The 25786-nt window shown below is 60.2% G+C and carries 30 protein-coding genes, 7 tRNA genes, 1 riboswitch and 1 other annotated feature; of the genes, 3 read left to right on the plus strand and 34 right to left on the minus strand.

Translation table 11 applies throughout. The annotated features are described in order from the left end of the window. Positions 1–441: 441 nt before the first annotated feature. From FYJ74_RS10950 to FYJ74_RS11005, 12 genes are all read right to left on the minus strand, one after another. Positions 442–1365, minus strand: coding sequence for an NAD(P)/FAD-dependent oxidoreductase (locus FYJ74_RS10950; protein ID WP_154529612.1), 924 nt, complete (start codon positions 1363–1365; stop codon positions 442–444). A 94-nt stretch (positions 1366–1459) separates the two neighbouring features. Beyond that, positions 1460–2320, minus strand: a complete 861-nt coding sequence (prmC, locus tag FYJ74_RS10955; RefSeq protein WP_154529613.1) for a peptide chain release factor N(5)-glutamine methyltransferase — start codon at positions 2318–2320, stop codon at positions 1460–1462. After that, positions 2310–3386 carry a peptide chain release factor 1 gene (gene prfA / locus FYJ74_RS10960; protein WP_154529614.1) on the minus strand — a complete coding sequence of 359 codons (1077 nt, stop codon included), beginning with the start codon at positions 3384–3386 and terminating at the stop codon, positions 2310–2312. The genes prmC and prfA overlap by 11 nt, the downstream gene beginning before the upstream one ends. Beyond that, positions 3387–4352, minus strand: a complete 966-nt coding sequence (locus FYJ74_RS10965) for a DUF1385 domain-containing protein (RefSeq protein ID WP_326830938.1) — start codon at positions 4350–4352, stop codon at positions 3387–3389. It lies immediately after the preceding gene. Further along, the gene (gene thyX, locus FYJ74_RS10970; RefSeq protein WP_154529615.1) at positions 4349–4993 is read right to left on the minus strand and encodes an FAD-dependent thymidylate synthase; all 645 of its coding nucleotides are present in this window, start codon (positions 4991–4993) and stop codon (positions 4349–4351) included. Before thyX ends, FYJ74_RS10965 begins: the two co-directional genes overlap by 4 nt. Before the next feature lie 130 nt (positions 4994–5123). Further along, on the minus strand, positions 5124–5357 hold the full coding sequence (rpmE, locus tag FYJ74_RS10975) for a 50S ribosomal protein L31 (protein WP_154529616.1): 234 nt from the start codon (positions 5355–5357) through the stop codon (positions 5124–5126). 119 nt (positions 5358–5476) lie between these two features. After that, positions 5477–6094, minus strand: coding sequence for a HutP family protein (locus FYJ74_RS10980; protein ID WP_229769471.1), 618 nt, complete (start codon positions 6092–6094; stop codon positions 5477–5479). An 89-nt stretch (positions 6095–6183) separates the two neighbouring features. Continuing rightward, complete coding sequence (locus tag FYJ74_RS10985) at positions 6184–7245, minus strand: AI-2E family transporter (protein ID WP_154529617.1); 1062 nt, start codon at positions 7243–7245, stop codon at positions 6184–6186. A gap of 142 nt (positions 7246–7387) precedes the next feature. Beyond that, positions 7388–8698 (minus strand): glycine reductase complex selenoprotein B, encoded by a 1311-nt coding sequence (gene grdB, locus FYJ74_RS10990; protein ID WP_154529618.1) that lies wholly within the window; start codon positions 8696–8698, stop codon positions 7388–7390. Positions 8699–8747: 49 nt separating this feature from the next. Further along, entirely contained in the window at positions 8748–10040 is a 1293-nt protein-coding gene (locus FYJ74_RS10995) for a glycine/sarcosine/betaine reductase component B subunit (RefSeq protein WP_154529619.1), read from the minus strand. 157 nt (positions 10041–10197) lie between these two features. Then, complete coding sequence (locus FYJ74_RS11000; RefSeq protein WP_154529620.1) at positions 10198–10611, minus strand: GrdX family protein; 414 nt, start codon at positions 10609–10611, stop codon at positions 10198–10200. Between the two features lie 39 nt (positions 10612–10650). Next, positions 10651–10765: riboswitch (glycine riboswitch) on the minus strand. A 361-nt stretch (positions 10766–11126) separates the two neighbouring features. After that, positions 11127–11453 carry a thioredoxin family protein gene (locus tag FYJ74_RS11005; RefSeq protein ID WP_009165176.1) on the minus strand — a complete coding sequence of 109 codons (327 nt, stop codon included), beginning with the start codon at positions 11451–11453 and terminating at the stop codon, positions 11127–11129. A 239-nt stretch (positions 11454–11692) separates the two neighbouring features. On the opposite strand from FYJ74_RS11005, the gene FYJ74_RS11010 reads away from it, so the two are divergent. From FYJ74_RS11010 to hypE, 3 genes are read left to right on the plus strand one after another with little or no spacing between them, the layout of a single operon-like run. Further along, positions 11693–11938 carry a HypC/HybG/HupF family hydrogenase formation chaperone gene (locus tag FYJ74_RS11010; protein WP_154529621.1) on the plus strand — a complete coding sequence of 82 codons (246 nt, stop codon included), beginning with the start codon at positions 11693–11695 and terminating at the stop codon, positions 11936–11938. Further along, positions 11916–12998, plus strand: a complete 1083-nt coding sequence (hypD, locus tag FYJ74_RS11015; protein WP_154529622.1) for a hydrogenase formation protein HypD — start codon at positions 11916–11918, stop codon at positions 12996–12998. Before FYJ74_RS11010 ends, hypD begins: the two co-directional genes overlap by 23 nt. Then, positions 12995–13990, plus strand: coding sequence for a hydrogenase expression/formation protein HypE (gene hypE / locus FYJ74_RS11020; RefSeq protein WP_154529623.1), 996 nt, complete (start codon positions 12995–12997; stop codon positions 13988–13990). Before hypD ends, hypE begins: the two co-directional genes overlap by 4 nt. A gap of 191 nt (positions 13991–14181) precedes the next feature. Here hypE and FYJ74_RS11025 read toward each other — a convergent pair whose 3' ends face one another. The 22 genes from FYJ74_RS11025 to FYJ74_RS11130 all read right to left on the minus strand — a co-directional run. Beyond that, positions 14182–15534, minus strand: a complete 1353-nt coding sequence (locus tag FYJ74_RS11025) for a sodium-dependent transporter (RefSeq protein WP_154529624.1) — start codon at positions 15532–15534, stop codon at positions 14182–14184. Positions 15535–15896: 362 nt separating this feature from the next. After that, on the minus strand, positions 15897–16850 hold the full coding sequence (locus FYJ74_RS11030; protein ID WP_154529625.1) for a radical SAM protein: 954 nt from the start codon (positions 16848–16850) through the stop codon (positions 15897–15899). Positions 16851–16916: 66 nt separating this feature from the next. Then, positions 16917–17663 (minus strand): amino acid ABC transporter ATP-binding protein, encoded by a 747-nt coding sequence (locus tag FYJ74_RS11035; protein ID WP_154529626.1) that lies wholly within the window; start codon positions 17661–17663, stop codon positions 16917–16919. Continuing rightward, positions 17664–18344 (minus strand): amino acid ABC transporter permease, encoded by a 681-nt coding sequence (locus tag FYJ74_RS11040; RefSeq protein WP_195838897.1) that lies wholly within the window; start codon positions 18342–18344, stop codon positions 17664–17666. It lies immediately after the preceding gene. 98 nt (positions 18345–18442) lie between these two features. Next, positions 18443–19273 carry a transporter substrate-binding domain-containing protein gene (locus tag FYJ74_RS11045; RefSeq protein ID WP_154529628.1) on the minus strand — a complete coding sequence of 277 codons (831 nt, stop codon included), beginning with the start codon at positions 19271–19273 and terminating at the stop codon, positions 18443–18445. 43 nt (positions 19274–19316) lie between these two features. Further along, positions 19317–20153, minus strand: a complete 837-nt coding sequence (locus FYJ74_RS11050) for a transporter substrate-binding domain-containing protein (protein WP_326830939.1) — start codon at positions 20151–20153, stop codon at positions 19317–19319. A gap of 240 nt (positions 20154–20393) precedes the next feature. Beyond that, positions 20394–20469 (minus strand) — tRNA-Asn (locus tag FYJ74_RS11055). 7 nt (positions 20470–20476) lie between these two features. Beyond that, a tRNA-Cys gene (locus FYJ74_RS11060) sits at positions 20477–20550 on the minus strand. Between the two features lie 19 nt (positions 20551–20569). Beyond that, positions 20570–20644: transfer RNA gene (locus tag FYJ74_RS11065), tRNA-Gly, on the minus strand. Positions 20645–20650: 6 nt separating this feature from the next. Continuing rightward, a tRNA-Phe gene (locus tag FYJ74_RS11070) sits at positions 20651–20726 on the minus strand. A gap of 6 nt (positions 20727–20732) precedes the next feature. Beyond that, a tRNA-Asp gene (locus FYJ74_RS11075) sits at positions 20733–20809 on the minus strand. Positions 20810–20816: 7 nt separating this feature from the next. After that, positions 20817–20891 (minus strand) — tRNA-Val (locus tag FYJ74_RS11080). 96 nt (positions 20892–20987) lie between these two features. Next, on the minus strand, positions 20988–21839 hold the full coding sequence (locus tag FYJ74_RS11085; RefSeq protein ID WP_154529629.1) for an amidohydrolase family protein: 852 nt from the start codon (positions 21837–21839) through the stop codon (positions 20988–20990). Between the two features lie 102 nt (positions 21840–21941). Next, positions 21942–22319, minus strand: a complete 378-nt coding sequence (gene rplL, locus FYJ74_RS11090; RefSeq protein ID WP_009165160.1) for a 50S ribosomal protein L7/L12 — start codon at positions 22317–22319, stop codon at positions 21942–21944. A gap of 89 nt (positions 22320–22408) precedes the next feature. After that, the gene (gene rplJ, locus FYJ74_RS11095) at positions 22409–22939 is read right to left on the minus strand and encodes a 50S ribosomal protein L10 (protein WP_154529630.1); all 531 of its coding nucleotides are present in this window, start codon (positions 22937–22939) and stop codon (positions 22409–22411) included. Between the two features lie 10 nt (positions 22940–22949). Further along, positions 22950–23114, minus strand: a sequence feature (ribosomal protein L10 leader region). Between the two features lie 62 nt (positions 23115–23176). Beyond that, a complete protein-coding gene (gene rplA / locus FYJ74_RS11100; RefSeq protein WP_154529631.1) occupies positions 23177–23893 on the minus strand; it encodes a 50S ribosomal protein L1 in 717 nt (238 codons plus the stop codon). 59 nt (positions 23894–23952) lie between these two features. Next, the gene (gene rplK / locus FYJ74_RS11105; protein WP_078016863.1) at positions 23953–24378 is read right to left on the minus strand and encodes a 50S ribosomal protein L11; all 426 of its coding nucleotides are present in this window, start codon (positions 24376–24378) and stop codon (positions 23953–23955) included. 80 nt (positions 24379–24458) lie between these two features. After that, positions 24459–25004 (minus strand): transcription termination/antitermination protein NusG, encoded by a 546-nt coding sequence (gene nusG, locus FYJ74_RS11110; RefSeq protein WP_154529632.1) that lies wholly within the window; start codon positions 25002–25004, stop codon positions 24459–24461. Positions 25005–25079: 75 nt separating this feature from the next. Beyond that, positions 25080–25262, minus strand: a complete 183-nt coding sequence (gene secE / locus FYJ74_RS11115) for a preprotein translocase subunit SecE (protein WP_009165155.1) — start codon at positions 25260–25262, stop codon at positions 25080–25082. 38 nt (positions 25263–25300) lie between these two features. Then, positions 25301–25377: transfer RNA gene (locus tag FYJ74_RS11120), tRNA-Trp, on the minus strand. Positions 25378–25398: 21 nt separating this feature from the next. Next, entirely contained in the window at positions 25399–25548 is a 150-nt protein-coding gene (rpmG, locus tag FYJ74_RS11125) for a 50S ribosomal protein L33 (protein ID WP_154529633.1), read from the minus strand. A 111-nt stretch (positions 25549–25659) separates the two neighbouring features. Next, positions 25660–25786: EF-Tu C-terminal domain-related protein (locus FYJ74_RS11130; protein ID WP_456095386.1), on the minus strand; the 127-nt coding region annotated here is incomplete at its 5' end.

The following is a 25786-nucleotide window of genomic DNA, read 5'->3' on the forward strand; positions in this document are numbered from 1 at the left end:
ACCTCCTTCCATGTTATTAGCACTCAATTAAAAGGAGTGCTAACGCATCTATTACGCATGAGAGAATAGCAGGAAGTCAGCCGAATGTCAATACAGGTCAGGGAAAAGTTTTACTTTGTCACTCTCTTTCTCAATGAAGCGACTTCATCGAAGACGCCGCACTTCGGAGCGGAGCAAGCCGTGACTCAAACAATGAATGTCCTTTCCCCTGAAGGAGATCCACAAAGCGGGCTGCGCAGACTGCGCAGCAGTCGAGCTCCTTCTGAGCGACTGAACTCCCTCGCAGCTCCCAGCAAACTATGTTAATGCTTTTATCAAGAAATAATATAAGCGCCCCAATGAAAGACCGTCCGCTTTCTTCCATTTTTCGCACGGCGAAAAAAAATCCGCGAACCGACGGAAAACGGTTCGCGGGATTCTCTTCGTCTGCTCGATGAAAAACTAGAAGTTCTCGGCGATGTACTTGTAAGCGGACATGCCGGCTTCGGCGCCGTCGGCGGCGGCGGTGATGACCTGACGCAGCGGCGTGTCGCGCACGTCGCCGGCGGCGAGGATGCCGGGGACGCTGGTTTCCATGTTGCTGTTGGCCACGACCCAGCCGCCCTTTTCGGTGCACTTGACGAGATTCTTGACAAGCTCGTTGTTGGGCTCGGTGCCGACGAACATGAACACGAACTCGACAGGCAGGTCGCTGATCTCGCCGGTCTTGACGTTCTTCAGCACGACCTTCTGCACGAAGTCGCCGTCGCCCTCGATCGATTCGACGACCGAACTGTAGACGGGCTGGACTTTGGGGTTCTTGAGCATGCGCTCGACGGCCATCTCGTCGGCGCGGAACTGGTCGCGGCGATGGATGATGTAAACTTTATTGGCGAACTGGGTCAGGTAGCAGCCCTCTTCGACGGCCGTATTGCCGCCGCCGACCACGGCCACGTCGACGCCTTCGGTGAAAGCGGCGTCGCAGGTCGCGCAGTAGCTCACGCCCTTGCCGGTGTACTCGGCTTCGCCGGGGCAGCCCAGCTTGCGGAACTCGGCGCCGGTCGCCACGATGACGACCTTGGCCTTGTAATCGCCCTTGCTGGTGCCGACGACCTTGAACTTGCCGTCTTCCTTGATGCTGTTGACGGTGCAGTCGACCATTTCGGCGTTGAAAGCCTTGGCGTGCTCGACGAACATTTTGCCGATCTCGGGGCCGCTGCTGTGTTTGATGGCGGGGTAATTTTCGATCTCTTCGGTGCGATTGATCGCGCCGCCCCAGTTGCCCTTCTCCAGCACGACCGTCTTCAGGCCGGCGCGCCGGCAATAAACGGCCGCAGCCATTCCGGCAGGGCCTCCGCCGATGATGACAACATCTCTTTCTTCCATCTAAATTCTTCCTCTCTGCACGAAGATCTCCGCTGACAAGCAGCGGGTGTAAACAAGAAACATATTTGAGATTATATCAAACTCAAGAAAAGTTTTATTGCGGCAAAGCATCGGCAAATCGCCACCCCATCACTCTGTCGCAGCCAGCAATATCACGCAAAAAAACCGTTTCGCGAAAAGTTTTCGGGGCCAAGGCGCGCAGCGCTTCCGTCTGTGCGCCGCCGCCGTACTCGACGCAGAAGAAGCCGCCCGGGCGCAGCACGCGCCCGCAGAGCTCAAAAAGCCGGCGGTACGGCTCCAGCCCGTCGGGGCCGCCGTCGAGGGCCAGTCGCGGCTCGTAGCACGAAACTTCGGGCATCAAACGCTCGATTTCGCCGGAAGGGATGTACGGCGGGTTGGAGACCACAAGAGAGACTTCGCAGTCGGGAATGTCTTCGGGCGCCTCGCTGGCGATCAGGCGGGCGCGGGACGCAAAACCGAACTTTTCCAGATTGCGGCGCGCGCAGCGCAGGCTGGCGGGATTTTTTTCCGCCATCAGCGCCCGCGCGTTCGGAAAGCGGTTCAGCAGCGCCACGGCAATGCACCCCGTTCCCGTGCCCCAGTCGAGGAACGCGCCGCCGTCGAAGTTCGCCGCCGCGCATTCCACCAGCAGCTCCGTTTCGGGGCGCGGCACGAGGCAGCCCGCCTCGACGAGCAGCGAAAGGCCGTCGAAATCGCAGCAGCCCAAGACATATTGCAGCGGCTCGCGCGCCTTGCGCCGCGCGCAGGCCGACAGCGCCGCTTCCGCCACGGCGGCGGGCGCGGCGTCGGGCAGATGGACGTGGACCCAGGCGCGGTCTTTGCCGGCGTAATGAGCGAGGATCAGGTCGGCTTCGAGAAGCGGCGAATCAAGTTCCTTCAGCTCGGCGGCCAAAAGCGCGCGCAGTTCGCCCAGCGTGCCGGGCTTATACTCCATCGAGGGCTTCGAGCTTGGCAGCCTGTTCGGCCATGACAAGCGCCTTGATCATCTCGTAGAGGTCGCCGTCCATCATGTATTCGAGCTTGTAGAGCGTCAGGCCAATGCGGTGGTCAGTGACGCGGTTCTGCGGATAGTTGTAGGTGCGGATGCGCTCGGAGCGGTCGCCGGAGCCGATCATGCCCTTGCGCTCGGCCGATTCGGCGCTGCGCTGCTTCTCCACTTCGGCGTCGTAGAGGCGGGTCTTGAGCACTTGCAGGGCTTTGGCGCGGTTTTTGATCTGCGAGCGCTCGTCCTGGCAGGTGACCACCAGCCCGGTGGGCAGGTGCGTGATGCGCACGGCCGAGTCGGTCATGTTGACGTGCTGTCCGCCCGCGCCGCTGGATCGGTAGGTGTCGATCTTCAGATCTTCGGGACGGATCTCGATGTCAATGTCGTCGGCGACGGGCATGACGACGACGGTCGCCGCCGAGGTGTGGATGCGTCCGCCCGCTTCGGTGGCGGGGACACGCTGCACGCGGTGCACGCCGCTCTCGTATTTGAGCTGGCTGTACACGCCGTGGCCGTGAATCTGAAGCACGATTTCTTTGTAGCCGCCGACTTCGGTCTCGTTCTCGTCGACGATCTCGAGCTTCCAGCCCTCACGCTCGGCATAGCGCGAATACATGCGGAACAGGTCGGCGGCGAACAGGCTGGCTTCGTCGCCGCCGGTGCCGGCGCGGATCTCCATGATGACGTCTTTCTCGTCGTTGGGATCCTTGGGCAGCAGGGCGACGCGCAGCTGCTCTTCGATCTCGCCGAGCAGCGGCTCCTTCTCTTCCAACTCCATCTTGGCCAGCTCGGCCAGCTCGTGATCGCCGCCGCCGGCCAGCTCTCTGGCTTCGGCGATCTCATCCCGGACCTGCCGGTAGCGGCGGTAGTCGCCGACGACTTCCTCCAGTTCGGCGTGTTTCCTGCCGAGGCTCTGCATCTCCTTGAGGTCGGAGACGACAACGGGGTCGGCCATCTTCCTTTCAAGTTCGACGTAAAGCGCTTCCAGTTCGCGCAGTTTTGGTTCCAGGTTCATTCAGACGGCCTCCGTGCGGTCAGAATCGAATTTCAGATCGAGAGCTTCTTCGAGGGAGCGGATGCCCACTTCCACCTGATCGGCCCCCGGCTCTCTCGTGGTCAGATACTGGAGCGACATGGCCGGCGCCATGACGCAGCGCCCGGCGCGCCCCAGCCGCGACATGGCGCGGATGAACTCGTAGGACACGCCGACGACCACGGGGACCAGGCAGACGCGCGAGCCGACGCGCCAGACGATGCCGCCGGGGCCGGCCAGGGAGAAGACGACGATGCTGACGATCACGACAATGAGCAAAAACGACGTGCCGCAGCGGGGGTGCAGGCGCGAACAGCGGCACACCGACTCCACCGTCATGGGGCGGCGGGACTCGTAGGCATTGATGGTCTTGTGTTCGGCTCCGTGGTAGGCAAGCATGCGGGCCATGTCTTTCCACAGGCCGATCATGCCCAGATAGCCGACGAACACCAGGCCGCGCACGCAGCCTTCGATCAGGTGCCCGCTCCAGGCCGACAGCCCAGCGGCGCGCCGGATCCAGTCGGCGGCGTAGACGGGCAGCACGATGAACAGCCCGATCACCATGACGGCCGCGACCAAACCGGTGAGAAACACGTCGCGGGTCGTCATCTCGTCATCCTCGCCGAGGGAGAGGCTGGCGGACTTGGACAGCGCCTTGAAACCTTCGCGCAGCATCTCGATCATGTTGAGGAAGCCGCGGACGACGGGAATTTTGCCCCAGCCCGTCTTGCTCCAGTTTTTGGCGGGCCAGTGCTCGGTGACGATCTCGCCGTCGGCGCGGCGTACCGCCAGTCCCCAGCGGGTGTAGCCTTTCATGAGCACGCCTTCGATGACGGCCTGCCCCCCCACGGGCATGGGCGCGGGAAGGCCGTCTTCCGCTTCCGCGGCAAGGGCCGCCAGCGAGGCGGTCAGTACCGCGAAAAACTTTTTTGCCGCAGAAAAAGTCACTTTGGCGAGACTCCTTCGAAAACGCCGGCCAGCCACGGTTCCTTCTCCACCAGCAGTTCGGCCATACGGCGCACCATCTCGCGCACTTCCCACTGCGCGCCGGAGACGAGCACGCGCTTTTCGTAGATGTCGAGCAGCGAGCGCAGGTTCAGCGTGGTGACGAAATTCGTGCAGATGCCGCCGGGCAGCGCGAAGCGCGCGTCTTCCATGGGCGCGCCGGCGGCGACCAGTTCGTCGTAGCTCTTCTGGGCGGCGGCCATGGCGGCCTGGTAGGCGGACAATCTCGCCGGGTCGGCGGCAATCGTGGGCGGCGTGACGTACTCGAACGTTTGACCGCGCTTTTCCGTGCCTTCGGAGACGTAGCGCTGACTCTGCACCGACAGAGAAACGCCGATGCGGTGGCGGCTGTACTGCGCCAGCAGCGTGCGCGAGACGCCCGCCACGGCGTAGGTCACGGAGCAGTGCTCCAGCGTGCTGAGATGGCGGGCTTTCAGCAGAAAGTTCACCAGCTTGAGCATTTTGCCCTCGCTCTCGTCGAGTTCGAAAAGCTCCTGCGGCGCCATGGTGCTGTGGCAGGTACGTCCGGCCGTCCAGATCGTGCGCAGAAAATCGGGCGTCTTGTTGATAACTTTGATCTCCATCGCTCAAAACCTCCTTTGAACGCCGGGCTCGAAACGGGGACTCGAAAAACGCCCGGCATATTTATACAGCAACGCCCCGGCGGGGCGCAAAACGCAGCTGAAAAAAAAACGGGGCGCAGGCCCCGTCTTTTTAGTCCGAACTCTCTTCTCTCTGGCCGTAGTTCATGCCGGCGTACTTTCTGTTGAACTTCTCGAGGCGGCCGGCTTCGGAAACGACGCGGCTCTTTTTGCCCGTGAAGAAGGGATGACAGGCCGAGCACACGCCGACCTTGATCTCCGGGACCGTGGCGCGGGTCGTGAAATGGTTGCCGCAGGCGCAGGTCACCTGGCATTCGACGTAATTGGGATGAATGTCCTTTTTCATACTTTGTGCACCTCCTAGCGTACAAAGATCTTCCATTTACATTGGTAGAATTTAACACAACTTGAGCTTTCGCGCAAGAGTTGAAAAGTCTCTTCCGGAGGCGACAGCGCGAAAATAACTTAAATGTGCATGACGCCGACGCCGACGCGCTCGTGATGGGCGATGGCATGAAAGGCCGCATCGCCGACGACGGCCACGGCGAGCCATTGAGCATTGCGCACGATGGCGATCTTGGCGCCGACACTCGCTTCAAGCAACCCGAAGGGAATGAAGGAATTGAAGGCTTCCTGCGCCGCATGCATGAGCGCGTGCATTTCCGAAGCGCTCCTGCGCACGACGCCGCTGTTCAGCGCCGCGCCGACCAGAGCACGGCTGGCCTTCGCGGCAAGCTCGCCGGAAATGCCGCCCACTTCGGTGGCCACGCTGCACCACCCGCAGGCGCTCAGTGCCTCCTTGATACGGCGCTCTTCGTCGATGCTTTCGGAAAGCGCCAGATAAAGCGCGGCTTTGGCGGCGTTCCCCGTATCGCTGATGCACATGCGCACCGCCACGTCGCAGAGGGGAAGCCCCACCGCACCGCCGCCGCTTTCCGTTTCGGTTTCGGCAGCCTGGCAACCGACTTCGCCGTCGGCAGGGGGTAGCGTCTTTCCGCCGACCATCGCAGTCCCCGCGGAAAAAGCTGTGGGATCTTTTTCGTCCGGAGTTCTCTTCCCCATGAAGATCTCGCTCCAGTTCATCCATACCCACCCTCTTTCTTAATTTCTCTCGAAAAAACACCTCCGCCTCTTTTCACCGCCGCAGCTCCGCGTGCCGTTCCCGGCGGACGCTATTCGGTCTTGAATTCCTTCTCGAACGACTGGCCGGAACTCATCAGCACGCCGACCATCTTCAACTGATCGACGTTGTCGCAGATGATCTTGATGATGCCGGCGATCGGCATGGAAAGCAGCGCTCCCGCCACGCCCCAAAGCCAGCCCCAGAGCAGCAGCGAAACCAGGATCATGACCGGGCTCAGATTCATGCTGTCGCCCATCACCTTGGGCGTGATGATGTTGCCGATCGTCACCTGCACCGCCAGAATCACGCCGATCGTCATAAAGACCTGCGGCGGAATGCCGAACACACCGCTGGCCGCCGCGGGATAAAACTGTACGACCGAAATCAGGATCGGCGGGACCGAAGCGACGATCGAGCCGACCGTGGGAACGAAGTTCAGGAAGAACGCCAAAACGCCCCACGTCGGCGCGAAATCGACGCCGATCCAACTCAGCCCCAGCCAGATCAGGATCCCCGTCGCGCCGCTGATCAGCGTCATCACCGAAAGGAAACGGCCGATCTGCGTCGAGATCGAATCGAGAATGTTCATGACCTGTCCGCTCTTCTGCGGAAACGCCTTGCGCATTTTATACTCCACGTAGGGACTGCCGAAGAGAATGAACATCAGAAAGACGATCACCATCACCGTCTTGGACAGGATCGTGACGATCGACCCCGACAGCGCGATGATATAGGAACGCAGCGCCCCGCCCCAGTCCACGCCCCGCAGGTAAGTGGCGGTGATGTTGTATTTGGCCGAGAATTGGTTCCAGATGGCGACGAGCTGTTCGTAGTAGTTCATGAACTTGTCGGCCGAACCGGCGAACAGTTGGCTCAGGAAGCTGCCCGCCTGCGACGTGATGTACAGCAGCAGCGCCAGCAGCAGAAAAGTGGTTATTTCGACCGGTACTTTCAGGCGCGTCATGAAACGCACGCCCGGCGCCATGATGTACGAAATGATCCAGGCGATGACCAGAGGCAGAAAGACGTTTTGCGCCGCCTGAAGCACGACCCCCACGGCAATCACGGTCAGCACGGCGACACAGCCCGTTAGAATTTTCAGATCTTTCAACTTTCGCACCCCTTCTTCAGAAAATCAAAATCTCCGATCTTTTTCATATTATATCCATATTCGCTCATAAAAAAAAGGACGCCTTTGCAAAAAAGGCGTCCTTTTTTAGGTTTCGAATATCTCTCTGACCGTCGAGAGGCGCTTAGTCCTCCGTGAAAACAGTCTGCTCGGTCACCGGGGTCTGCAGAGCCTTGAGAGCGCGAGTGACCAGGCGGTAACGAAGCGCGAACTCCTCCTCGGGCTTCAGCGCGGGGTTGCCGAGCGGGTGAGGAATGGCCACGGTGGGAATCAGACGGTTGGCGCCGACGCTCAGAGAGATCGGCACGATCGTCAGCATGTGGACCACGGGGACGTCGGCATTCTCTTCAATAGCTTTGACCATCGTTGCACCGCAACGAGTGCAAGTGCCTCAGGTGGAGGTGAGAATGACCGCGTCGACCTTGCCGTGCAGCTTCTGGCCGATCTCCGTGCCGAAACGCTTGGCGTTGGCGACGCCGGTGCCGTTGCCGACGGTGGTGTAGAAGAAATCGTAAAGTTTGCCGATCTTGTGTTCCTTCTCCAGCTTGCGCATCACGTCGACGGGAAGCACGCGGTCGGGATCCTCGTTGGCGTAGGTCTGATCGTAGCCGCCGTGAGCGGTCTGATACTCGCCCTGCTTCAGATCCTCGACGCCGGCGATGTTGTACTCGCCGTAGTTCTGGGCGCTGGAAGCAGCGATGTGGTCGGGGTTGCCGAAGGGCACGATACCGCCGGAAGTGACGAGGGCGATCGTGGCCTTGGTGACGTCCTTGAGCGCCGGACGGGGTTCGACGCGGTCGAAGACGGGCATCTTGTACTCGGTCTCGAACTTCTCGCCCTTGAGCTTGCTGATCAGCATCTTCACGGCGCGCTCCGCGCCGACTTCGTCGTAGAACTTGTTGACGCGCACGCCGCGCTCGATATAGCCTTCGGCGGCGGGAGCGCCGAGCTTTTCGCCCTTCATCTGGCGCAGGATGATGCTGGCCATGACGGGTACGGCCTTGCCCAGTCCGCGGGCGCTGTCGGCGGCGCTGACAATGTAGGTGTACTTCTTGTACAGGTCGACGCCGGGGTTCTCGACGTACATGGCGGAAACGGTGGGAATGCCCAGCTTCTCGCCCACGGCCTTGCAGACGGCGCCGCAGGCGGTGCCGTAACGGCCGGCGTTGAAAGCGGGACCGGCGACGAAGCCGTCGGCGCCGAACTTCTTCACGGCCTCGACCACGAAGTCGGAAGCGGCGTCCATGTTCTCGGCGAAATAGGAGTCGCCGCAGATGACGGTGGCCACAATATCGGCCTCGCCCTTGAAAGCGTTCTTCAGGGCCAGACCGGGGCCGACGACGCCTTCGCGCACTTCGGGCGCGATGTCGGCCTTTTCTTCTCCGCCGATGCCGGCGAAGAACTGGTTGATATAATGAACTACTTTATAAGTCATAAGTTCCCCTCCTTAAGAGTCTGTCCTGGGAAAAAGGGATTCTTCGCCGCTAGATCGTGTAAGCGCCGTTTTTGGTGAAGCCGACTTCACTCGTGGCGCCGGTGATGATCTGGATCTCGGCGAAGATGCTGCCGTCTTCCTTCAGCGAGCCGAAGAAACCGCCGGCCATGACGTCGGCGAACTGCGTGTCGCCGATGATCCTGTCCATCGGGGGCAGGGTGATGGTGGCGTTGGCGTTGCCGGCGGTGACGCAGGCGTCGCCCTCGGGGCAGGTGTCGGCCAGAGACTGGGAGGCGCCGTCGCGGTTAGCGTATTCGTCGGTGACGAGGACGGTCTTGATGCCCTTGCGCTCGCACTTCCAGCAGTTCATGACCAGGTCGGCGTCGGGGTTGCCGAAGCCTTCCTCGGAGATGACGGCCGCGTCGGCGCCAAGAGTCTGGGCCAGCTTGACGGCGTAGGAGCTGCTGCGCTTCTTGTCGGCCAGCGTTACGTTCTCGTTGGTAATGACGACGCCGATGAAGTTCAGATCCTTGCCGTGGTGCTCGTAGAGGCTCTTGATGATGGGGTTGTTCAGATGCACGTAAGTGCTGTTCTTGTCGCAGGCGGAAACGCAGTTGCCGGAGCAGATGGCGCCGTCCATGACTTCGGTGGCGTTGATCACCGAGGGGATGATCTTCTTGGCGTCGACACCGTAGACATAGGTATCGTGAAGCAGGCCCTGAGTCTGCAGCATGTAGATGTAGGCGACCTTGGGAAGCCCGGGGTAGGCGGCCAGGGCATCCTTGTAGCAGGGAGCCTCGAACGTCTCAACCTTGTCGGCCGTGAATCCGGCCTTTTTGATCTGCTGGGCGATGAAAACGGCGGCCTTCAGTCCAGCCATGCGGCAGCTCGTCTCGCGGTTGTGGTTCTCAAGCCCCTCAACGGGGTTCAGGACCAGAACGATGTTCTTGGTCTTGGAGAACGGCGTCAGTTCGGCGCCGGGGCCGGACATGTCGACGATGCCTTCCTGAGGAGCGATAAGGCGGCCGGTGGTAACCACGGCGGCGCCGTCGAGGACCAGCGTGGAGCCTTCGCCGACGGTGTCGACGTCGCCGATCATGCCGGGGAACACCTCGTTGGTTCCCTCGATCTTGCAGCGGGGTTCGACAACGTCCTTGACGGGCATGATGCGGGTCTTCTCGCCCGGATGGGCCAGTTCCACATCGACACTGGCGAGACGATCGTCATCCATCAGATGGTCGATGATGGCCTTCTTGTTGATGGTGAGCACCCCGCCCTTGACGGAGAATTCGTCTCCAAACGCGATCTTGTCAATCTTTACCTTATGGAGTTCAAGCTTCAAGATAACTCCTCCCTTCTGAATGTTACCCATGCCCCTCCTCGGGGCACTGATGCCGGAAAATCCGGCGGCGCGCGGTACCTGTATCGTTTAGATCATGGCCAGAAACGGTTCCACGCTCTGCCCAGCGGAGGGAAACGTTTCGTGCCCGGATAAAACGCTAGTGGATCAGATTGTTCTTGAGAAGCGTCTCCTTCATCAGCTCGAAGTCGATCTCGGAACAGTCTGCGGCCATCCGGGACGGCGTCTGCTCCGGAGTCAGCGGATAAGGATCGTTCGTGTAGACGAGCGCGGCTTCTTCGATCAGGTTGAGGCCGTATTCGTCGAATCCCGCCTTTTCGTCTTTTTTCATCAGCAGCGTGCGGAACGGCTGCTGGTGCGGCCGGAAGTTGCCGTACAGGGGATGATTCTGCAAGGCCCAGCCCTGGTGGATCAGATCGCGCCCGGCGGTAATAACGTCCTTTCCGGCGCCGCCGACGAACTGCACGGGCAAATCGGTCCGGTCTTTGTAGCGCGGGTTGTTCGTGAGCAAAATAAAACGACAGGACACCACGTTCACCTCTCTGGCGCTCATGTGTCTCTGTCGTACGATTTGCACGTATGTTCAGAGCGGCGTCCGCTCGGGATCCTTTGTGCCTGAGAGTTTCCGCAATGGAAAAGCGTTTTGCGTTGCCCCTTCGGCGTCCGACCCTCACAAAACAGGCCGGGATCTCTCTCCCGAATTTCTTTCGCCGTGTTCATTTTACAACCAACGAGAAAAAGTTCAAGTTTTTTACGATCGATCAGTAATGTTTTTTATGAAAGAGCAGTTGATCTAAAAGTACGAGGAATACACCAAAACCGCGAAAAGACAAATTTATTTTGTGCAGTTTAACCAAACATCGCGAAGGAAGAAATATTCTTACGACATTCTGCCACAACATAAAGATTTACGACCTTTATTTTCCATTCAAAAATACAAACTCATTCACGACAAAAATCCCCTGCGACGAAAACCCTCTCCACACCGATTTCCGATCCAGAACTTGTGCGAGATCCAATAAAAAAGCCCGCGCGAAAAAACGCGCGGGCTTTTGCAGTTAATCGAGGTTATTCGCAGAGCTTCTTGACGTTCTCTTCGATCTGCTCGATGGTGACCGTGTCACCGCTCAGACGGGCCACTTCGGCGCCGTCCTTGAAGAACAGGAACGAAGGAAGGCTCATGACTTTAAGGGCCATGGCGACACGGCGGCCGCCGGCGATGTTAACCTTGCACAGATCGACCTTGTCAGCATATTTCTCGGCGAGAGCTTCGACGCTGGGCATCAGGGCAAGGCAATGAGTGCACTTGGGGCCCCAGAAATCCATAAACATGGGTTTGTTTTTGCTGGCTTCGATTGCCGCTTCATACGTCTCTTTCGTAAGTTCAACTGCCATAGTAAATCCACTCCTTGAAAGATGTTTTTGTCCGCGCAGTTCATGCGCCCTTTACCGTCTCATTTTAACGCCAGAATCGGTTACGTCAATGACGCAAAATGAATAAGATCTAAACGCCTCAAAGTTCAAACATGCAACAAATTGGAAAAGCGTTTCGGACGGGGCGCGGCTGCCGTGCGGCGAAAACGTTTCGCCGTTGTATAATTGACGGAGAGTTTCAGAAAAAGGGGGGCGGACAGATGTGTCTCGCAGTGCCTCATAGAATTGAAGAACTTTGCGGCGACGGCAGCGCGATCGCCGCGGCCGGCCCGATCCGCCGTTCGATCCGCGTCGACCTGCTGGACGCGCCGGCCGTGGGGGATCTCGTGCTGGTGCATGCAGGTTTTGCCATCGAAAAAGTCGACGAACGCGACGGCGCCGAACTGGAAGCGCTCTGGGCCGAAATTCGGGAAGGCGCCGGCGATGCAGGCCAGCTTCCTTTCTAGCGCCGCGCAGACGCTGGCGGAACTGGCCCGGCGCATAGGCCCCGTCAGGCTGATGGAAGTCTGCGGCACTCACACGGTGTCGATCTTCCGCAGCGGCCTGCGCTCGCTGCTGCCGGAAAACGTCGTGCTGCTTTCCGGCCCCGGCTGCCCCGTCTGCGTCACCGATCAGGCCGACGTCGACCAGGCTATCGCGGCGGCTTCGCTCCCCGGCGTGACGCTATGCAGCTACGGAGACATGCTCCGCGTTCCCGGACGGGGCGGCTCGCTGCGCGAAGCGGCGGGCCGCGGCGGCGACGTGCGCGTGGTCATGAGCGCCATGGACGTGATCCCGCTGGCGCTGAACGAACCGCGGCGCGAATTCGTTTTTTTCGCCGTCGGCTTCGAGACGACCACGCCGCAGACGGCCCTGCTTCTTCAAGAAGCGAAACGCCTCGGCGTCGGCAACGTTTCCGTGCTGGTCGAGCATAAGCGGGTCCTCCCGGCGCTCGAGCTGCTGGCGCAGGATCCGCTGACCGGCGTGAAGGGGTTTCTGCTGCCGGGTCACGTCTCGAGCATTATCGGGCTGGAGCCTTACGGGATCCTGGCCGAAAAGTACCGCCTCGCCTGCGCCGTGGGCGGCTTCGAGGGAGAGCAGATCCTGCTGGCGTTGTGCGCGCTGCTGTCGCAGGCCGTACGCGGCGAGCCGCGCGTCGTCAACGCCTATCCGAGCGGCGTGCGCGATCGCGGCAATCCGCGCGCCCGGGCGCTGATCGACGAATGTTTTACGCCCTGCGACAGCGTCTGGCGCGGGCTGGGGTCGATCCCGCAGTCGGGGCTGAAACTGCGCGCTCCCTATGCGTGTTGCGACGCCCGCGCCAAGCTGGATCTGCCGTCCGCCGTCAGCGCCCCCATTCCCGGCTGCCGCTGCGGCGAAGTGCTGCGCGGCCGTCTCGCGCCGCCGCAGTGTGCTCTTTTTGGGAAGGTCTGCACGCCGCAGGAGCCCGTCGGCCCCTGCATGGTTTCGTCGGAAGGAAGCTGCGGCGCGTGGTACCGTTACGGCCGCCGGGGGGGAAGACTATGAGCGAACTGATCTCGTTGGGCGAAGGAAGCGGCGGCCGCCTCACGGCCGACCTCGTCGCCTCCGTCATAAAGAATTTCGCCGCCTGCGACGGTCAGAAAGGCGGCTGCGAAGACTGCACGTTTATCGAGGGGAACCTGGCCGTCACCACCGACGGCTTCACGGTCTCGCCGCGATTTTTCCCCGGCGGCGACATGGGGCACCTGGCCGTCTGCGGCGCCACGAACGATCTGGCGGTGCGCGGCGTCAGGCCGCAGTGGCTGACGCTGGGCATGATCATCGAGGAAGGGCTGCCGCGCGCGGAATTGCTGCGCCTCGTGCGGAGCGCGGCCCGGCAGTGCGAAGTCCTCGGCGCCACGCTGGCGGCCGGCGACACGAAAGTGGTGCCTCACGGCGCCTGCGAGGGCGCGTTTTTCAACGTCACCGCCCTCGGCCATGCCGTCACGCCCCGGCCGCTGGGCATGAACCGCCTGCGTCCCGGCGATGCGCTGATTCTCTCCACCACGCCGGGACGCCACGGCGCGGTTATCGCCGCGCTGCGCTACGGGCTTGACCGCGGCGGCCTGGAAAGCGACTGCGCCGCCCTCTGGCCCCTGCTGGAACCGTTGCTGTCGCTCGAAGGCCTGCGCTGCATGCGCGACTGCACGCGCGGCGGCCTCGGCACCGTGCTTTGCGAATGGGCCGAAGCCGCGGGGCTCGGCATGGAGATCGAAGAGGAACGCCTCGCATTCCATCCCTCCGTCGCCGCCATCTGCGACATCCTCGGCTTCGATCCGCTCTACCTCGCCAGCGAAGGCTGCGCCCTGATCGCCTGCGCCCCGGCAGAAACGGGGAACGCGCTCGCGCGGCTCCGCCGCCACCCGCTGGGACGCGACGCCGCCCTTATCGGCACCGTCACGGCGGAACATGCCGGGCTCGTGGGCATGAAGACCCGGCTCGGCGGTTCCCGCATCGTCGACATGCCCGTCGGCGAGATCCTGCCGCGGATCTGCTGACAGATTTCCCTCCGACGCGCGCCTTCCGACAGTGAATACCGGCGAACGATTTTTCGCACGCGATGTTCCACGTGGAACAACTGAAGCCGCTGAAAGCCGATAATCGAGTTTTCATCAGCCTTCGATCGCTTTTCATTTTTCCGATGCCGCAAAAAGAGGACTCCCCGCACGCGGGAAGTCCTCTTTGTTTGTTACATCAGCCCCTGGATCAGGATCGCCAGGATCAGCAGCGGCAGCACGAACTGAAAATAAGGCTTGAAGCGGCGGCTCATCTTGATGCCCGCGCCTTTGTTGCACTCCGCCAGGTATTTGTCGAAGCCCCAGCCCCATTTCGTCACGCAGAACAGCAGATAGATCAGCGATCCCAGCGGCAGCAGCAAATTGCTGACGACAAAGTCTTCGCTGTCGAGCACGTCGCGCGAGCCGAGGATGCGGACGTCGCTCCACAGATTGTAGCCCAGCACGCAGGGCACGCTGGTCACGAGCACGAAGGCGCAGTTGAACCACACGGACTTGGTGCGCGACCAGCCGAAGTTGTCCATGCAGGCGGCCAGGATATTTTCGAACACGGTAATCACCGTCGAAAAGCTGGCGAAGGTCATGAACAGGAAGAACAGCGAACCCCACAAGCGGCCCGCCTCCATGTTGATGAAGACCTTGGGCAGCGTGAGGAAGATCAGCGACGGGCCGGCGTCGGGCTGCACGCCGAAGCTGAAGCAGGCAGGAAAGATGATCAGCCCGGCCATGAACGCCACGAAGGTGTCGAGCGCGACGATGCGCACGGCTTCGCCGGTGAGAGTGAACTGATCCGACATATAGCTGCCGAAGATCTCCATCGAGGCGATGCCGAGGCTGAGCGTGAAGAACGACTGGTTCATGGCCGCCATGATCACGTTGCCGAGTCCGGAAGCTTTCATGCGCGTCACGCTGGGCAGCAGATAAAAGCGCGCCCCCTCGCCGGCTCCCGGCAGCAGCAGACTGTGCACCGCCAGCACCACGATCAGCGCCAGCAGACCGAGCATCATCCACTTGGTGACCTTCTCCAGTCCTTTCTGCATCCCCATGGAACAGACCAAAAAGCCGCCGATCACCGTCAGCGCCATGCACAGCGCCATCTCCTCGGGATTGCCGAGCATGCCGCCGAAGACCCCGTTCACCTTCTCGGCCGCCATGCCGTCGAACGTGCCGAAAGTGAACTTGAAGAAGTACGACAGCATCCAGCCGGAAACCGTCGTGTAGTACATCATCAGCAGATAGTTGCCCGCCACGCAGAACCAGCCGTGCACGTGCCATTTGCTGCCGGCCGGTTCCAGCGTCTCGTAGCCCTTGACGGCGCTCTTGCGGCTGGCGCGTCCCACCGCCAGCTCCATCGTCAGCACGGGAATGCCCATACAGATCAAAAACAGCAGGTAGAACAGCACGAAAATGCCGCCGCCGTTCTGCCCCACCAGCCAGGGATACTTCCACACGTTGCCGATGCCGATCGCGCAGCCGGCGCTGACCAGGATGAAACCGATCCGCGACTTGAAACTCTCTCTTTCCATTATCCTTCGCTCCTCAGATGACAAGTTTTTCAGACGCGGCGGAAAACCCCTCGCCGTCTTTTCTGAAAAGTTAGCGGCATTATAGCACACGTGCCACGTTTTGAGGATTATTTTTTTCATAATTCAGCACATTGCGAGAATACGACGAAAAAACAGCGGCGATGAAACGGCGCCCGCAAAAGGCGGCGCGCCCCGGTACTGCGGGGGAGTTCGGTCGCTCAGAACGACCTCGACTGCTGCGCAGCTCGCTTTGTGAATCTCCCTCGCAGCGCCCTTGTGTTCACCCTTTATAATCGAGAATTTGTATGACACGCTTTTTCCTCACATTCACGGCAGACGCCGATTTTTCCCGACGCAGGGCGTCACTCTGTGAACCAGTTGCGCCACCTTCGCATCTCGTATCCCTGCACGTTCCCGCGGCTCAGACGCTCGATGGCCCAGTCCAACCGGCGCAGCAGGAGCGCCTTGTGCTCCGGCAGACGCCCTTTCAGCGGAAAGGCGTTGGTCTTGTGAGTTCCGTCGTAGACGGTCGGTATTTCCAGCAGCGAGAGAAGACGCCGCCCCTCGCCCAGAGCCTCGAGCGGCCGAAGCCGCTTGAACTCGCCCGCCCGTACGCGCTCCGCCAGACGAGCTCCTCTGAACAGCACCAGGTTCACCACCGTCAGCTCGAACGGATGAGCTCCGTTCAGCAGGCTTGCCGTCTCGGCGATGTGCTCGCCGGAAAGAGCCCGTCCGCCCAGCCCCAGGATGATGTAGACCGAATAGCTTATCCCGGCGGCGTCGAGCTTCCTCATGGCCTCGGCGTTCCCGGCGCGCCCCACTCCCTTCTCGTGATAGCGAAGCACCCGCTCCGACCCCGACTCGATCCCCAGACACAGGCGGTCATATCCGGCTGCGTGCAGGGTCTCGAGTTCCTCCGCCGACTTTTTCATCACGTCGTCCGCCCGTGCGAAGCAGGAGACGGACTCGCACTCGGGAAAGGCGCCGCGTAGCTCCCCGGCGATCCACAGCAGTTTCTCCGCGGACAAAAAGAACGGGTTCCCTCCGGACAAAAGACAGCGCCGCACGGGCCGGCGGTCGTATTGATGGAGAAAGCGCAATTTTCCGACCTTGTCCCGTATCTCCGGGCAGGAAAGCTCCCGGTAGGCCAGCCCGTGATTCAGGTCGCAGAAGAGGCAGCGGCCATAGCTGCACCCCACGGTGACGGGAAGCTGCACGGAGCGGGATTCCGCCATCGGCACGTAGTAAAAGGCGCCGTACTCTTCGTAAAGCTCTTTTCTGAGCCGCGCCGCAACCGCGACGAAATTGCGGTCCATGCCGTCAGGCCCCGTTCCCCGGCGGAGGCGATCCGGCGTTTGCTCTGCGCTCGACACCGGCGCGCCTCAAGCCACGGAGCCCACGAACTTGCGCACTCTCGGGTTATCGCCGCCGAAGATTTCCTGCGGAGTTCCTTCAAGGGCGATTCCCCCGTTGTCCATGAACAGGACGCGGTCCGAGATCTCCTGCGCGAAACGCATCTCGTGCGTCACGATGAGCATCGTCATGCGATGCTCCGAGGCCAGCTGCCGGATAACTTCCAGCACCTCGTTGACCAGTTCGGGATCGAGGGAGGAAGTGGGCTCGTCGAAAAGCATGACTCTGGGCCTGACGGCCATGGCCCTGCCAATGCCGATCCGCTGCCGCTGCCCGCCCGACAGGTGGGCCGGATAGACGTCGCGCTTGTCGAACAGCCCGATGACCTTCAGGATCCTCTCGGCCTCTTCCCTGGCCTCGCCGCAGGGAACCTTCTGCACCTGCGTCATGGGTTCCATGATGTTTTCAAGCGCCGTCTTGTTCCGGAACAGGTTATAGTTCTGGAAGACCATGGCGGCCTTTCTGCGCAGCGCGTAAACATCCCTACGGCGGCTCCGGGAAGCGTCCACGCTGACGCCGTCGATGGCGATCACCCCCGCGGTGGGACGTTCCAGATAGTTGATGCACCGCAGCAGGGTGGATTTGCCCGTTCCCGAAGGGCCGATGATCGAGATGATCTCGCCCTCTGCGACCGAAAGACTGACGCCCTTCAGGACCTCGAGCGCGCCGAAGCTTTTTTTCAGACCGGACACCGTCAATATGGGCAGCCCGCTCATCTACTGCCCCTCCTGCACGTAAGGCCTGTTCATGTAGCGTTCCAGCACCGCCTGCGCGTAGGAGACGAGGGCGAGGATGACCCAGTAAATGAGCAGCAGGGCGATGAACCCTTCCAGATAGCGATAGGTCAGGTTGACCTCGTTTTTGGCGCAGGACGTCATGTCCATGACGCCGACGGTGAAGGCCAGCGACGTGGACTTGAACAGGTTGGCGAACGAATTGACCATGCCGGGCACGGCGACGCGGGCCGCCTGCGGGATCACGATGCGGCGGATCGTCTGCCACGGCGTCATGCCGATGGAGATCCCCGCCTCGAACTGCCCCTTGTCGACCGAACTGATGGCGCCGCGGATGTTCTCGCCCATGTAGGCCGCGAAACTGAGCGAGAGCACGATGACGACCGCCCAGAAGCTGGACAGGCTCCTGACGGTCATGGAGATCTGCGCGAAACCGTAATAAAAGACGAAGAGCTGCGCGATAAAGGGCGTGCTGCGGAAAAACGACGTGAACACGACGGAAAACTGCTTCATCACGGGAATGTCGTAGTATCGGGACGCCGCCAGCACAAAGCCGAGCAGGACCGCGAAAATGAGCGAGATGAACGCCATCGAGACCGTGTTTTTGAATCCCGAAAAGATGATGGTGAACATCCTCAAAAAATAGTCGAATTGAAAAACCATGCGCGCTTTCCCCTCTTTTCGATAAACCGCCAAAATGCGGCAAGCGTCCTTTTTCGGAATGCCTGCCGCATCGTCCGGGAACGATTTTTACGAAAACGCTACTTCGAATGAGCGGCCTGGTAGTCCCTGGCCGGTTTCATTTCCATCACGTCCACGCCGAACCACTTCTTGCACAGTCCGGCATAACTGCCGTCGTCGATCATCTGCGAAAGCGCTTCGTTCGTCAGTTTCAAAAGCGCCTGCCCCCGCTCGGTGCGGGCGAACGGGTAGGCGTTGACCTCGGTGTAGATAGGATTGTCGAGATCGACGAACTTCAGCTTGAGCGCGGGATTTCGCTTCAGTTCGTAAGGCAGCTCGATAAACGCGCTGGGGCAGGCGTCGATACGCCCGACCGACACTTCGGAGAAAATGTTCTTGTCGGACTCGTACACAAATTTTTTCACCTTGTTGTCGGGATCCAGCGCCGCGACAAACTCGTTCATGGCGCTTCCCTCAGCCAGCGCGATCGTTTTCCCCGCCATGTCCTTCCATGATTTGATCTCTTCGTTGGATTCGGCCACGGTCAAAAAGTACGGACTGAAGAAAAACGGCCGCGAGAAGTCATATTTTTGCTGGCGCGCCGGCGTGATGCTGATCTGCTTGGCAACAGTATCGACCCGGCCAAGATCGAGTTCGGCAAAGGTCGCCGGAATGTCGAACCTCAAAAACTCGACCTCGTAACCAAACTTCTTTCCAATCGCTCGCCACAATTCAATTTCAAAACCAGACCATTCCTTCGCAGCGTCGTCGTACATAGTAAAGGGCGCGTAAGTTCCCGGCGTGGCGACGCGGATCACCCGATCTTCCGCGCCGTTTTTCGCAGCGAAGGCGGACGCGCCGAAAAGCGCCATAAGAGCGGCCGTCAAAACAGCAGTCAGTTTCTTGTTCATGAGCGTCATTTCCTTTCTCTGAATCAATAAAACGGCGGCGGTCTTACTGCGCGCGTTTCTGCCGGTACTCCTTCGCCGGTTTCGTCTCCATCACGTCGAGGCCGAACCATTTTTTGCAGAGTTCGGAATAGCTGCCGTCGGCGATCATTTCCGTCAAAACCCCGTCCGTCAGCTTCAGGAGCGCCTGCCCCCGCTCGGTGCGGGGAAATGGATAGGCGTTGACCTCCGTGTAAATGGGATTGTCGACGTCCACGGATTTCAGTTTCAGCTCGGGATTCTTCTTCAGGCGATAGGGCAGGATCAGGTACGCGAACGGATAGGCGTCCACGCGCCCCATCGCGGTTTCGTGCAGGGCGCTGTTGCCCGACTCGTAGATGGCTTTTTTCACTTTATTGTCGGGATCGAGCGCCGCCACGAACTCCTTCATGGCGCTGCCTTCCCGAAGCGCGAGCGTCTTGCCTTCCATATCCTTCCAGGACGTGATCTCATTGTTGTCTTCCCTCACGGTCAAACAGTAAGGGCTGAAGAAGAAAGGCTGCGTGAACTCGTACTTCTGCCGGCGGGCCGGCGTGATGCTGATCTGTTTTGCCACGGTGTCGGCGCGCCCCAGGTCGACCTCGGCAAAGGCGGCCGGCGTGTCGATATGGACGAACTGGATCCGATAGCCGGTCTTCTCGCCGATCGTCCGCCACAGCTCGATTTCAAAGCCCGACCATTCCTGGGTCAACTCTTCGTACATGGTAAAGGGCGCGTAGTTGCCGGGCGTGGCCACGCGGATCACCCGCTCTTCCGCACCGTTTCCGGCGGCGAAAGCCTCCGCCGAAGCGCCGAGGACGGAGAACAACATGACGAACAAAACTGAAACGAGCGTCTTTTTCACGATCTTTTCTCCTCAACATTTTATGATATTTATTCCTATAAGGAATTCTAGTTTAAAGCCGTCGGCGTGTCAAGAGCGGCGCGGAGAGCGCCGCTTTTAAACAAAAGACGGCAAAACGCCGCCGCCCCGACCCAAATGAGGCGGACTGAACGGCTATGTCCTGCCCTCTTCGTTTATAACTTTGGAGAATCACAAAAAACGAGCTTCCAGCGCGCTTGCGCTGAAAGCCCGTATACGTTCTGGCTCCTCGAGCAGGACTTGAACCTGCGACCTAGTGATTAACAGTCACCCGCTCTGCCGACTGAGCTATCGAGGAATTTTTATGGAGGCGGCACCCAGATTCGAACTGGGGATAAAGGATTTGCAGTCCTCTGCCTTACCACTTGGCTATGCCGCCAGCCGTTTAACGTCGAAAATGGAGCGGAAGACGGGATTTGAACCCGCGACCCCAACCTTGGCAAGGTTGTGCTCTACCCCTGAGCTACTTCCGCATCGGATGGTGGCGAGACCCAGAATCGGACTGGGGACACGGGGATTTTCAGTCCCCTGCTCTACCAACTGAGCTATCTCGCCGTGCAATGGCGGGGCTGAAGAGACTCGAACTCTCGACCTTCGGCGTGACAGGCCGACGCTCTAACCGACTGAGCTACAACCCCGTTTGGATGGTGGGCGATACAGGGATCGAACCTGTGACCACCTGCTTGTAAGGCAGGCGCTCTTCCGCTGAGCTAACCGCCCCTGTATGCCGCCTCGCTCGCACGAGGAGAATTCTATCATCATGCTTTGGACCTGTCAAGCTCGGTTTCGCAAAAAACTCGAGCCGCCACGGCGCGCTCAGCGCTCTCTTTCATCCAGCAGACGCGCCGCCGCGCCGCCCATGAACGCCTCTTTTTCCCGCTCGTCCAGGCCGCAGCTCTGCAGCCGCGACGCGAAGCGCTCGCGGTCCAGGATTGGCCAGTCGGTGCCGTACAGCATCTTGTCCAGCGCGCCGGCGGCCTTCGCCGCGGCGAGCACGCGCGCGTCGTACAGGAACGGCCAGGCGGCCGTGTCGTACCGGGCGTTTTTGAGCGCAAGCCTCATCTCCGGCATGGTCTCGTACAGCCAGAGGCCGCCGCCGAAATGGGCGAAGATCACCTTCACGCCGGGATGGTTCAGGCAGAAGGCCGCGGCCTCTTTCGGCCCGACGTTGCCCTTGCCGTCGTAGTCGTGCCCTACCGGCTCGGCCGTATGGACGTTGAGCAAAAGCTTGCGCTCCTCCAGCACGGCGGCCAGCCGCCATGTCTGGCGCCGGTCGCCGAGGTCGAAATTCTGCCCCTGCGGAAACAGCTCGCCGACGCCGATCAGCCCGGCGTCGGCGCAGCGTTCCGCCTCGGCGGCAAAGCCCCGCGTCAGCGGCGAGACCGAGGCGAAGCCCTTCAACCGCCCCGGATAACGCCGCACGGCGTCGATCACGTAGTCGTTGCAGATAGCGCACAGCCCGGGATCGCGGAACGCGAAGCCGAAGATCCACGACTGATCGACGCCCGTCTCGTCCATGCGCTGGATCAGCTGATCCGCCGTGCCCCATTGGTGGACTCTGTTGTGCGTGAGCAGATCGAAATGCGGCTCTTTTTTCGAGATCAGTTCCTGATCCCTGACGAACTGTTCGGGATACACGTGGACGTGCACGTCGATTACCGGTGCCATGACCATTCCTCCTCGCCGTTTCGCCAGCATCATAACAAAAAAAGAGGGATCACGCCAGCAGCGGGATCCCTCTTTCCATGCATATTTTTTCGTATCGGACGATTAAGCGAGCACGACGGTCGCGCCGGTGCCTTCGAACTGCTTGACGAGAGCTTCGGCGTCTTCCTTGGACAGGCCTTCCTTGATGGGCTTGCCAGGGTTCTCGACAAAATCCTTGGCGTCCTTGAGGCCAAGGCCGGTGACTTCGCGGACGACTTTGATGACCTGGAGCTTCTGGGCGCCGACTTCCTTCAGCACCACGTCGAACTCGGTCTTCTCCTCGGCGGCGGGAGCGGCGGCGCCCGGAGCGGCGGCGCCGGCGGCCATCATCACGGGAGCGGCGGCGGAAACGCCGAACTTCTCTTCGAGGGCCTTCACAAGGTCGGCCAGGTCAAGAACGGACATGCTTTCAATCGCGGAAATGATCTCATCTTTGGTCATAATAATTTTCCTCCTTGGGAAATTCGTTCAGGCGGCCTCACGCCGCCAGATTTTCTGATGTCCGCGCGCGCGGCGCGGCGGCGCTGCTTTTACGCAGCTTCCTTTTTCTTGTCGGCGATCGCGGACAGAACGGTCACGAGGCCGCGGGGCAGGCCGGACAGAACGGTAACAAGGCCGCGGAGCGGGCTGGCGATGGAGCCGACCGCCTTGGCGACAAGTTCTTCGCGGGAGGGCATGGAGGCCAGAGCCTTGACGTTGTTAAGATCCAGCAGGTTCTTTCCCATCACGCCGCCCTTGATGACGAACGCGGCGTTTTCCTTCACTTCGCTGAAGTCCTTGATGGCCTTGGCCACGGCGGGGCTGTTGTCGGCGGCGACGACGTAGAGGTTGGGCCCCTTCATCATCTTCACGTCCTTGGCCAGTCCCACTTCGTCGAGAGCGATCTCGGCAAGCCGGTTGCGGGCGACTTTCGCCTTGCCGCCGGCGGCGCGGATCGCCTTGCGGAGCGCGGAAGCCTGAGCCACCGTCAGACCGCGGTATTCGGCGACGAAAACCGCCTCGGCGCCGTTGAACAGCTCTTTCAGTTCGGCAACCTGATCAACTTTATACTGTGCGGGCAAATCGATTCACCTCCTCAAACAAAAATCTTCCCCGCCTCCGCAGGCAGGGAAGATTGAACGCCACAATACGCGCGCGCGGCGCGGCATGAAGTCGTCTTACATTCCGAACCTCGGTGGGCGGCAAACCTTTGTACCCGAAGGTACCCACTGTCTTAAGTTCACAGTTGTGGATTATACCCGACGGGACAAAAAAAATCAACCCCTCGCTTTCGCGAGAGGTTGACGAAGGGCAAAAACTTATTCGGCGGCAACCAAGCAGATTTTTTCCGCGTCGGCGGTGTCGATGCGCACGCCCAATCCCATGCTCGTGGACAGCGTCAGGGACTTCACGTAAGCGCCCTTGACGGCGACGGGACGGGACTTGAGCACCGCGGCGTAATAGGCCTTGATGTTCCCGAGGATCTTGTCCTTACCGAAGCTGGCCTTGCCGATGGCGTTGTGCAGGATGCCGAACTTGTCGACGCGGTACTCGACGCGGCCGGCCTTGATCTCCTTGACGGTCGAGCCGACGTTGGCCGTGACCGTGCCGGCCTTGGCGCTGGGCATCAGCCCGCGGGGGCCGAGCACCTTGCCGAGAGGGCCGATGAACTTCATCATCTCGGGCGTGGCGACGACGGCTTCGAAGTCCATCCAGCCGCCCTTGATCTTGTCGACCAGATCGGTGCTGCCGACGTAATCGGCGCCCGCCTCCTGGGCTTCCACGTTCTTGTCGGTGGAAGTCAGGACCACGACGCGCTTCGTCCTGCCGGTGCCGTGGGGCAGGCCCACAGTGCTGCGGACCTGCTGATCCGCCTGACGGGGATCGACGTTCAGACGGACGTGGATCTCCACGCTCTCGTCGAACTTCGCGTTTGCGGCCGAAAGGGCCAGTTCGATGCCTTCCTCGAGGCCGTACGCCTTGAGAGGCTCCAGCTTCTTGAGAAGCTCGGCGCGTCTCTTGCCAATCTTTGCCATTGTTTTTTCCTCCTTGTGGTGATAACGGCTTTCGCCTTCCACGGTACGCCCTGCGGCGGCTACTCGGTGACGTCGACGCCCATCGACCGGGCGGTGCCGGCCACCATCGCGGCGGCGGCGTCCACGTCGTTGGCGTTCATGTCGGGCAGCTTGACCTTGGCGATCTCCATGACCTGGGCCATCGTCAGCTTCGCGACCTTGCTCTTGTTCGGCGCGCCCGATCCCTTTTCGATTCCCGCAGCCTTACGGATCAGCACGCTTGCAGGCGGTGTCTTGAGGATGAAGGAGAAGCTTCGATCCGCGTAAACGGTCAGCACGGCGGGGATGATCATCCCCGGCTGAGACGCTGTTTTCGCGTTGAACTGCTTCACGAACTCCATGATGTTCACACCGTACTGGCCAAGCGCGGGTCCCACGGGCGGCGCAGGTGTGGCTTTGCCAGCGGGCAGCTGGAGTTTGACCACGCCAATGACTTTCTTTGCCATACTTGAAGACTCCTCTCGCTAATGCGCAGATTTAGTGAAGCCCGCTTCCATCGTACAAGAGACGGCGACGGACTTATTTATCAGAGCTTTTCCAGCTCTGCATAATCCACTTCGATCTCAGTGTCGTGTCCGAAGACGCTGGCGCTGAATTTTACCTTGCCCTTGCCGGGCGAGATCTCCGTCACGGGGCCCTCCATGCCGGCAAGAGGACCGCTCGCCACGCGGACGCGGTCGCCGATCTCGCAGTCAATCTCGACCTTGGGCGCCGGCGCGGCTTCCTTCTCGCCGATCTTGACGAGAATCTCGTCGATCTCGCTGTCGGTGATCGGCAGCGGATGGTTGCCGGCGCCGATGAATCCCGTCACGCCGGGCGTATGACGCACGACATACCACGACTGCTCGTCCATGATCATCTCCACCAGCACGTAGCTGGGGAAGAGCTTATGGGAGATGCGTCGCGACTTTCCATCCTTGACAACGACTCGTTCTTCCGTCGGCACGAGAACGCGGAAGATCTTGTTCTCCATGCCCATCGAAGCAATCCGCTGATCCAGGTTGGCTTTGACCTTGTTTTCATATCCAGAATAGGTCTGGACAGTGAACCATTCATGCTTTTTTTCGGTCATAGTAAAAAAGGGACCCGAAAAACATCGGCCCCCTGAACCTCCCTGCAATGGAATTGGATGCCCGGCAAAAAGATCCTATCCAAGAATCTTTGAAAAAACTCCCGTCAGGATCAGATCGACGATTCCGAGATACGTCGCCACAAGGAGCGTTACAAAGATCACGACCAGAGTAGAATACCAGACTTGCTGTTTGCCAGGCCAAGTGATCTTGTTGAGTTCGGCGCGCGCTTCGCGAAGCGTGTTTTTGAGCTTATCCACAACCTTGGCCCCCTATTCTTTTGTTTTGAACAAAGTAATGGCAGGCCCGGAAGGATTCGAACCTTCAACCCTCGGTTTTGGAGACCGACGCTCTACCAATTGGAGCTACGGACCTGCGACAGTCAGAAATTATACACTACTTGCTCTCTTTGTGCAAGGTGTGTTTTCTGCAGTGTTTGCAGTACTTGCTCAGCTGAAGTTTGCCGTCCATGTTCTTCTTGTTGATGAAGGTCACGTAGTTGCGGTTTTTGCATTCAGTGCATGTAAGGCCGATCTCGTCTGCCATGACGTGCACCTCCTCTCAGTGAAAAAAAATTCCGGGAAAAATCCTCCCGCCGCCAGAGCAGGAGGATTTTTTCTTTAAAAGTTCTTTCCTATATTAAAGGCACAGGAAAATTTACTCGAGGATCTGAGAGACGACGCCGGCGCCGACGGTGTGGCCGCCTTCGCGGATGGCGAAGCGAAGTCCTTCGTTCATCGCCACGGGCGCGATCAGGTCCACTTCGAAGGTGCTGTTGTCTCCG

It is taken from the genome of Pyramidobacter porci (assembly GCF_009695745.1).
Taxonomy (GTDB): domain Bacteria; phylum Synergistota; class Synergistia; order Synergistales; family Dethiosulfovibrionaceae; genus Pyramidobacter; species Pyramidobacter porci.

What these genes read in the sequence shown, in the direction of transcription:
- hypE (WP_154529623.1), top strand. Translation starts at nt 12,995, where the DNA reads ATGAGCGAACTGATCTCGTTGGGCGAAGGAAGCGGCGGCCGCCTCACG.
- rplK (WP_078016863.1), bottom strand. Translation starts at nt 24,378, where the DNA reads ATGGCAAAGAAAGTCATTGGCGTGGTCAAACTCCAGCTGCCCGCTGGC.
- FYJ74_RS11040 (WP_195838897.1), bottom strand. Translation starts at nt 18,344, where the DNA reads ATGGTTTTTCAATTCGACTATTTTTTGAGGATGTTCACCATCATCTTT.
- rplA (WP_154529631.1), bottom strand. Translation starts at nt 23,893, where the DNA reads ATGGCAAAGATTGGCAAGAGACGCGCCGAGCTTCTCAAGAAGCTGGAG.
- prmC (WP_154529613.1), bottom strand. Translation starts at nt 2,320, where the DNA reads ATGGAGTATAAGCCCGGCACGCTGGGCGAACTGCGCGCGCTTTTGGCC.
- FYJ74_RS10950 (WP_154529612.1), bottom strand. Translation starts at nt 1,365, where the DNA reads ATGGAAGAAAGAGATGTTGTCATCATCGGCGGAGGCCCTGCCGGAATG.
- rpmG (WP_154529633.1), bottom strand. Translation starts at nt 25,548, where the DNA reads ATGGCAGACGAGATCGGCCTTACATGCACTGAATGCAAAAACCGCAAC.
- FYJ74_RS11025 (WP_154529624.1), bottom strand. Translation starts at nt 15,534, where the DNA reads ATGGAAAGAGAGAGTTTCAAGTCGCGGATCGGTTTCATCCTGGTCAGC.
- FYJ74_RS11005 (WP_009165176.1), bottom strand. Translation starts at nt 11,453, where the DNA reads ATGGCAGTTGAACTTACGAAAGAGACGTATGAAGCGGCAATCGAAGCC.
- rpmE (WP_154529616.1), bottom strand. Translation starts at nt 5,357, where the DNA reads ATGAAAAAGGACATTCATCCCAATTACGTCGAATGCCAGGTGACCTGC.
- hypD (WP_154529622.1), top strand. Translation starts at nt 11,916, where the DNA reads ATGCAGGCCAGCTTCCTTTCTAGCGCCGCGCAGACGCTGGCGGAACTG.
- rplL (WP_009165160.1), bottom strand. Translation starts at nt 22,319, where the DNA reads ATGACCAAAGATGAGATCATTTCCGCGATTGAAAGCATGTCCGTTCTT.
- FYJ74_RS11085 (WP_154529629.1), bottom strand. Translation starts at nt 21,839, where the DNA reads ATGGCACCGGTAATCGACGTGCACGTCCACGTGTATCCCGAACAGTTC.
- FYJ74_RS10980 (WP_229769471.1), bottom strand. Translation starts at nt 6,094, where the DNA reads ATGAACTGGAGCGAGATCTTCATGGGGAAGAGAACTCCGGACGAAAAA.
- nusG (WP_154529632.1), bottom strand. Translation starts at nt 25,004, where the DNA reads ATGACCGAAAAAAAGCATGAATGGTTCACTGTCCAGACCTATTCTGGA.
- FYJ74_RS11010 (WP_154529621.1), top strand. Translation starts at nt 11,693, where the DNA reads ATGTGTCTCGCAGTGCCTCATAGAATTGAAGAACTTTGCGGCGACGGC.
- FYJ74_RS11030 (WP_154529625.1), bottom strand. Translation starts at nt 16,850, where the DNA reads ATGGACCGCAATTTCGTCGCGGTTGCGGCGCGGCTCAGAAAAGAGCTT.
- FYJ74_RS11045 (WP_154529628.1), bottom strand. Translation starts at nt 19,273, where the DNA reads ATGAACAAGAAACTGACTGCTGTTTTGACGGCCGCTCTTATGGCGCTT.
- FYJ74_RS11035 (WP_154529626.1), bottom strand. Translation starts at nt 17,663, where the DNA reads ATGAGCGGGCTGCCCATATTGACGGTGTCCGGTCTGAAAAAAAGCTTC.
- FYJ74_RS11000 (WP_154529620.1), bottom strand. Translation starts at nt 10,611, where the DNA reads ATGAGCGCCAGAGAGGTGAACGTGGTGTCCTGTCGTTTTATTTTGCTC.
- thyX (WP_154529615.1), bottom strand. Translation starts at nt 4,993, where the DNA reads ATGGAGATCAAAGTTATCAACAAGACGCCCGATTTTCTGCGCACGATC.
- prfA (WP_154529614.1), bottom strand. Translation starts at nt 3,386, where the DNA reads ATGAACCTGGAACCAAAACTGCGCGAACTGGAAGCGCTTTACGTCGAA.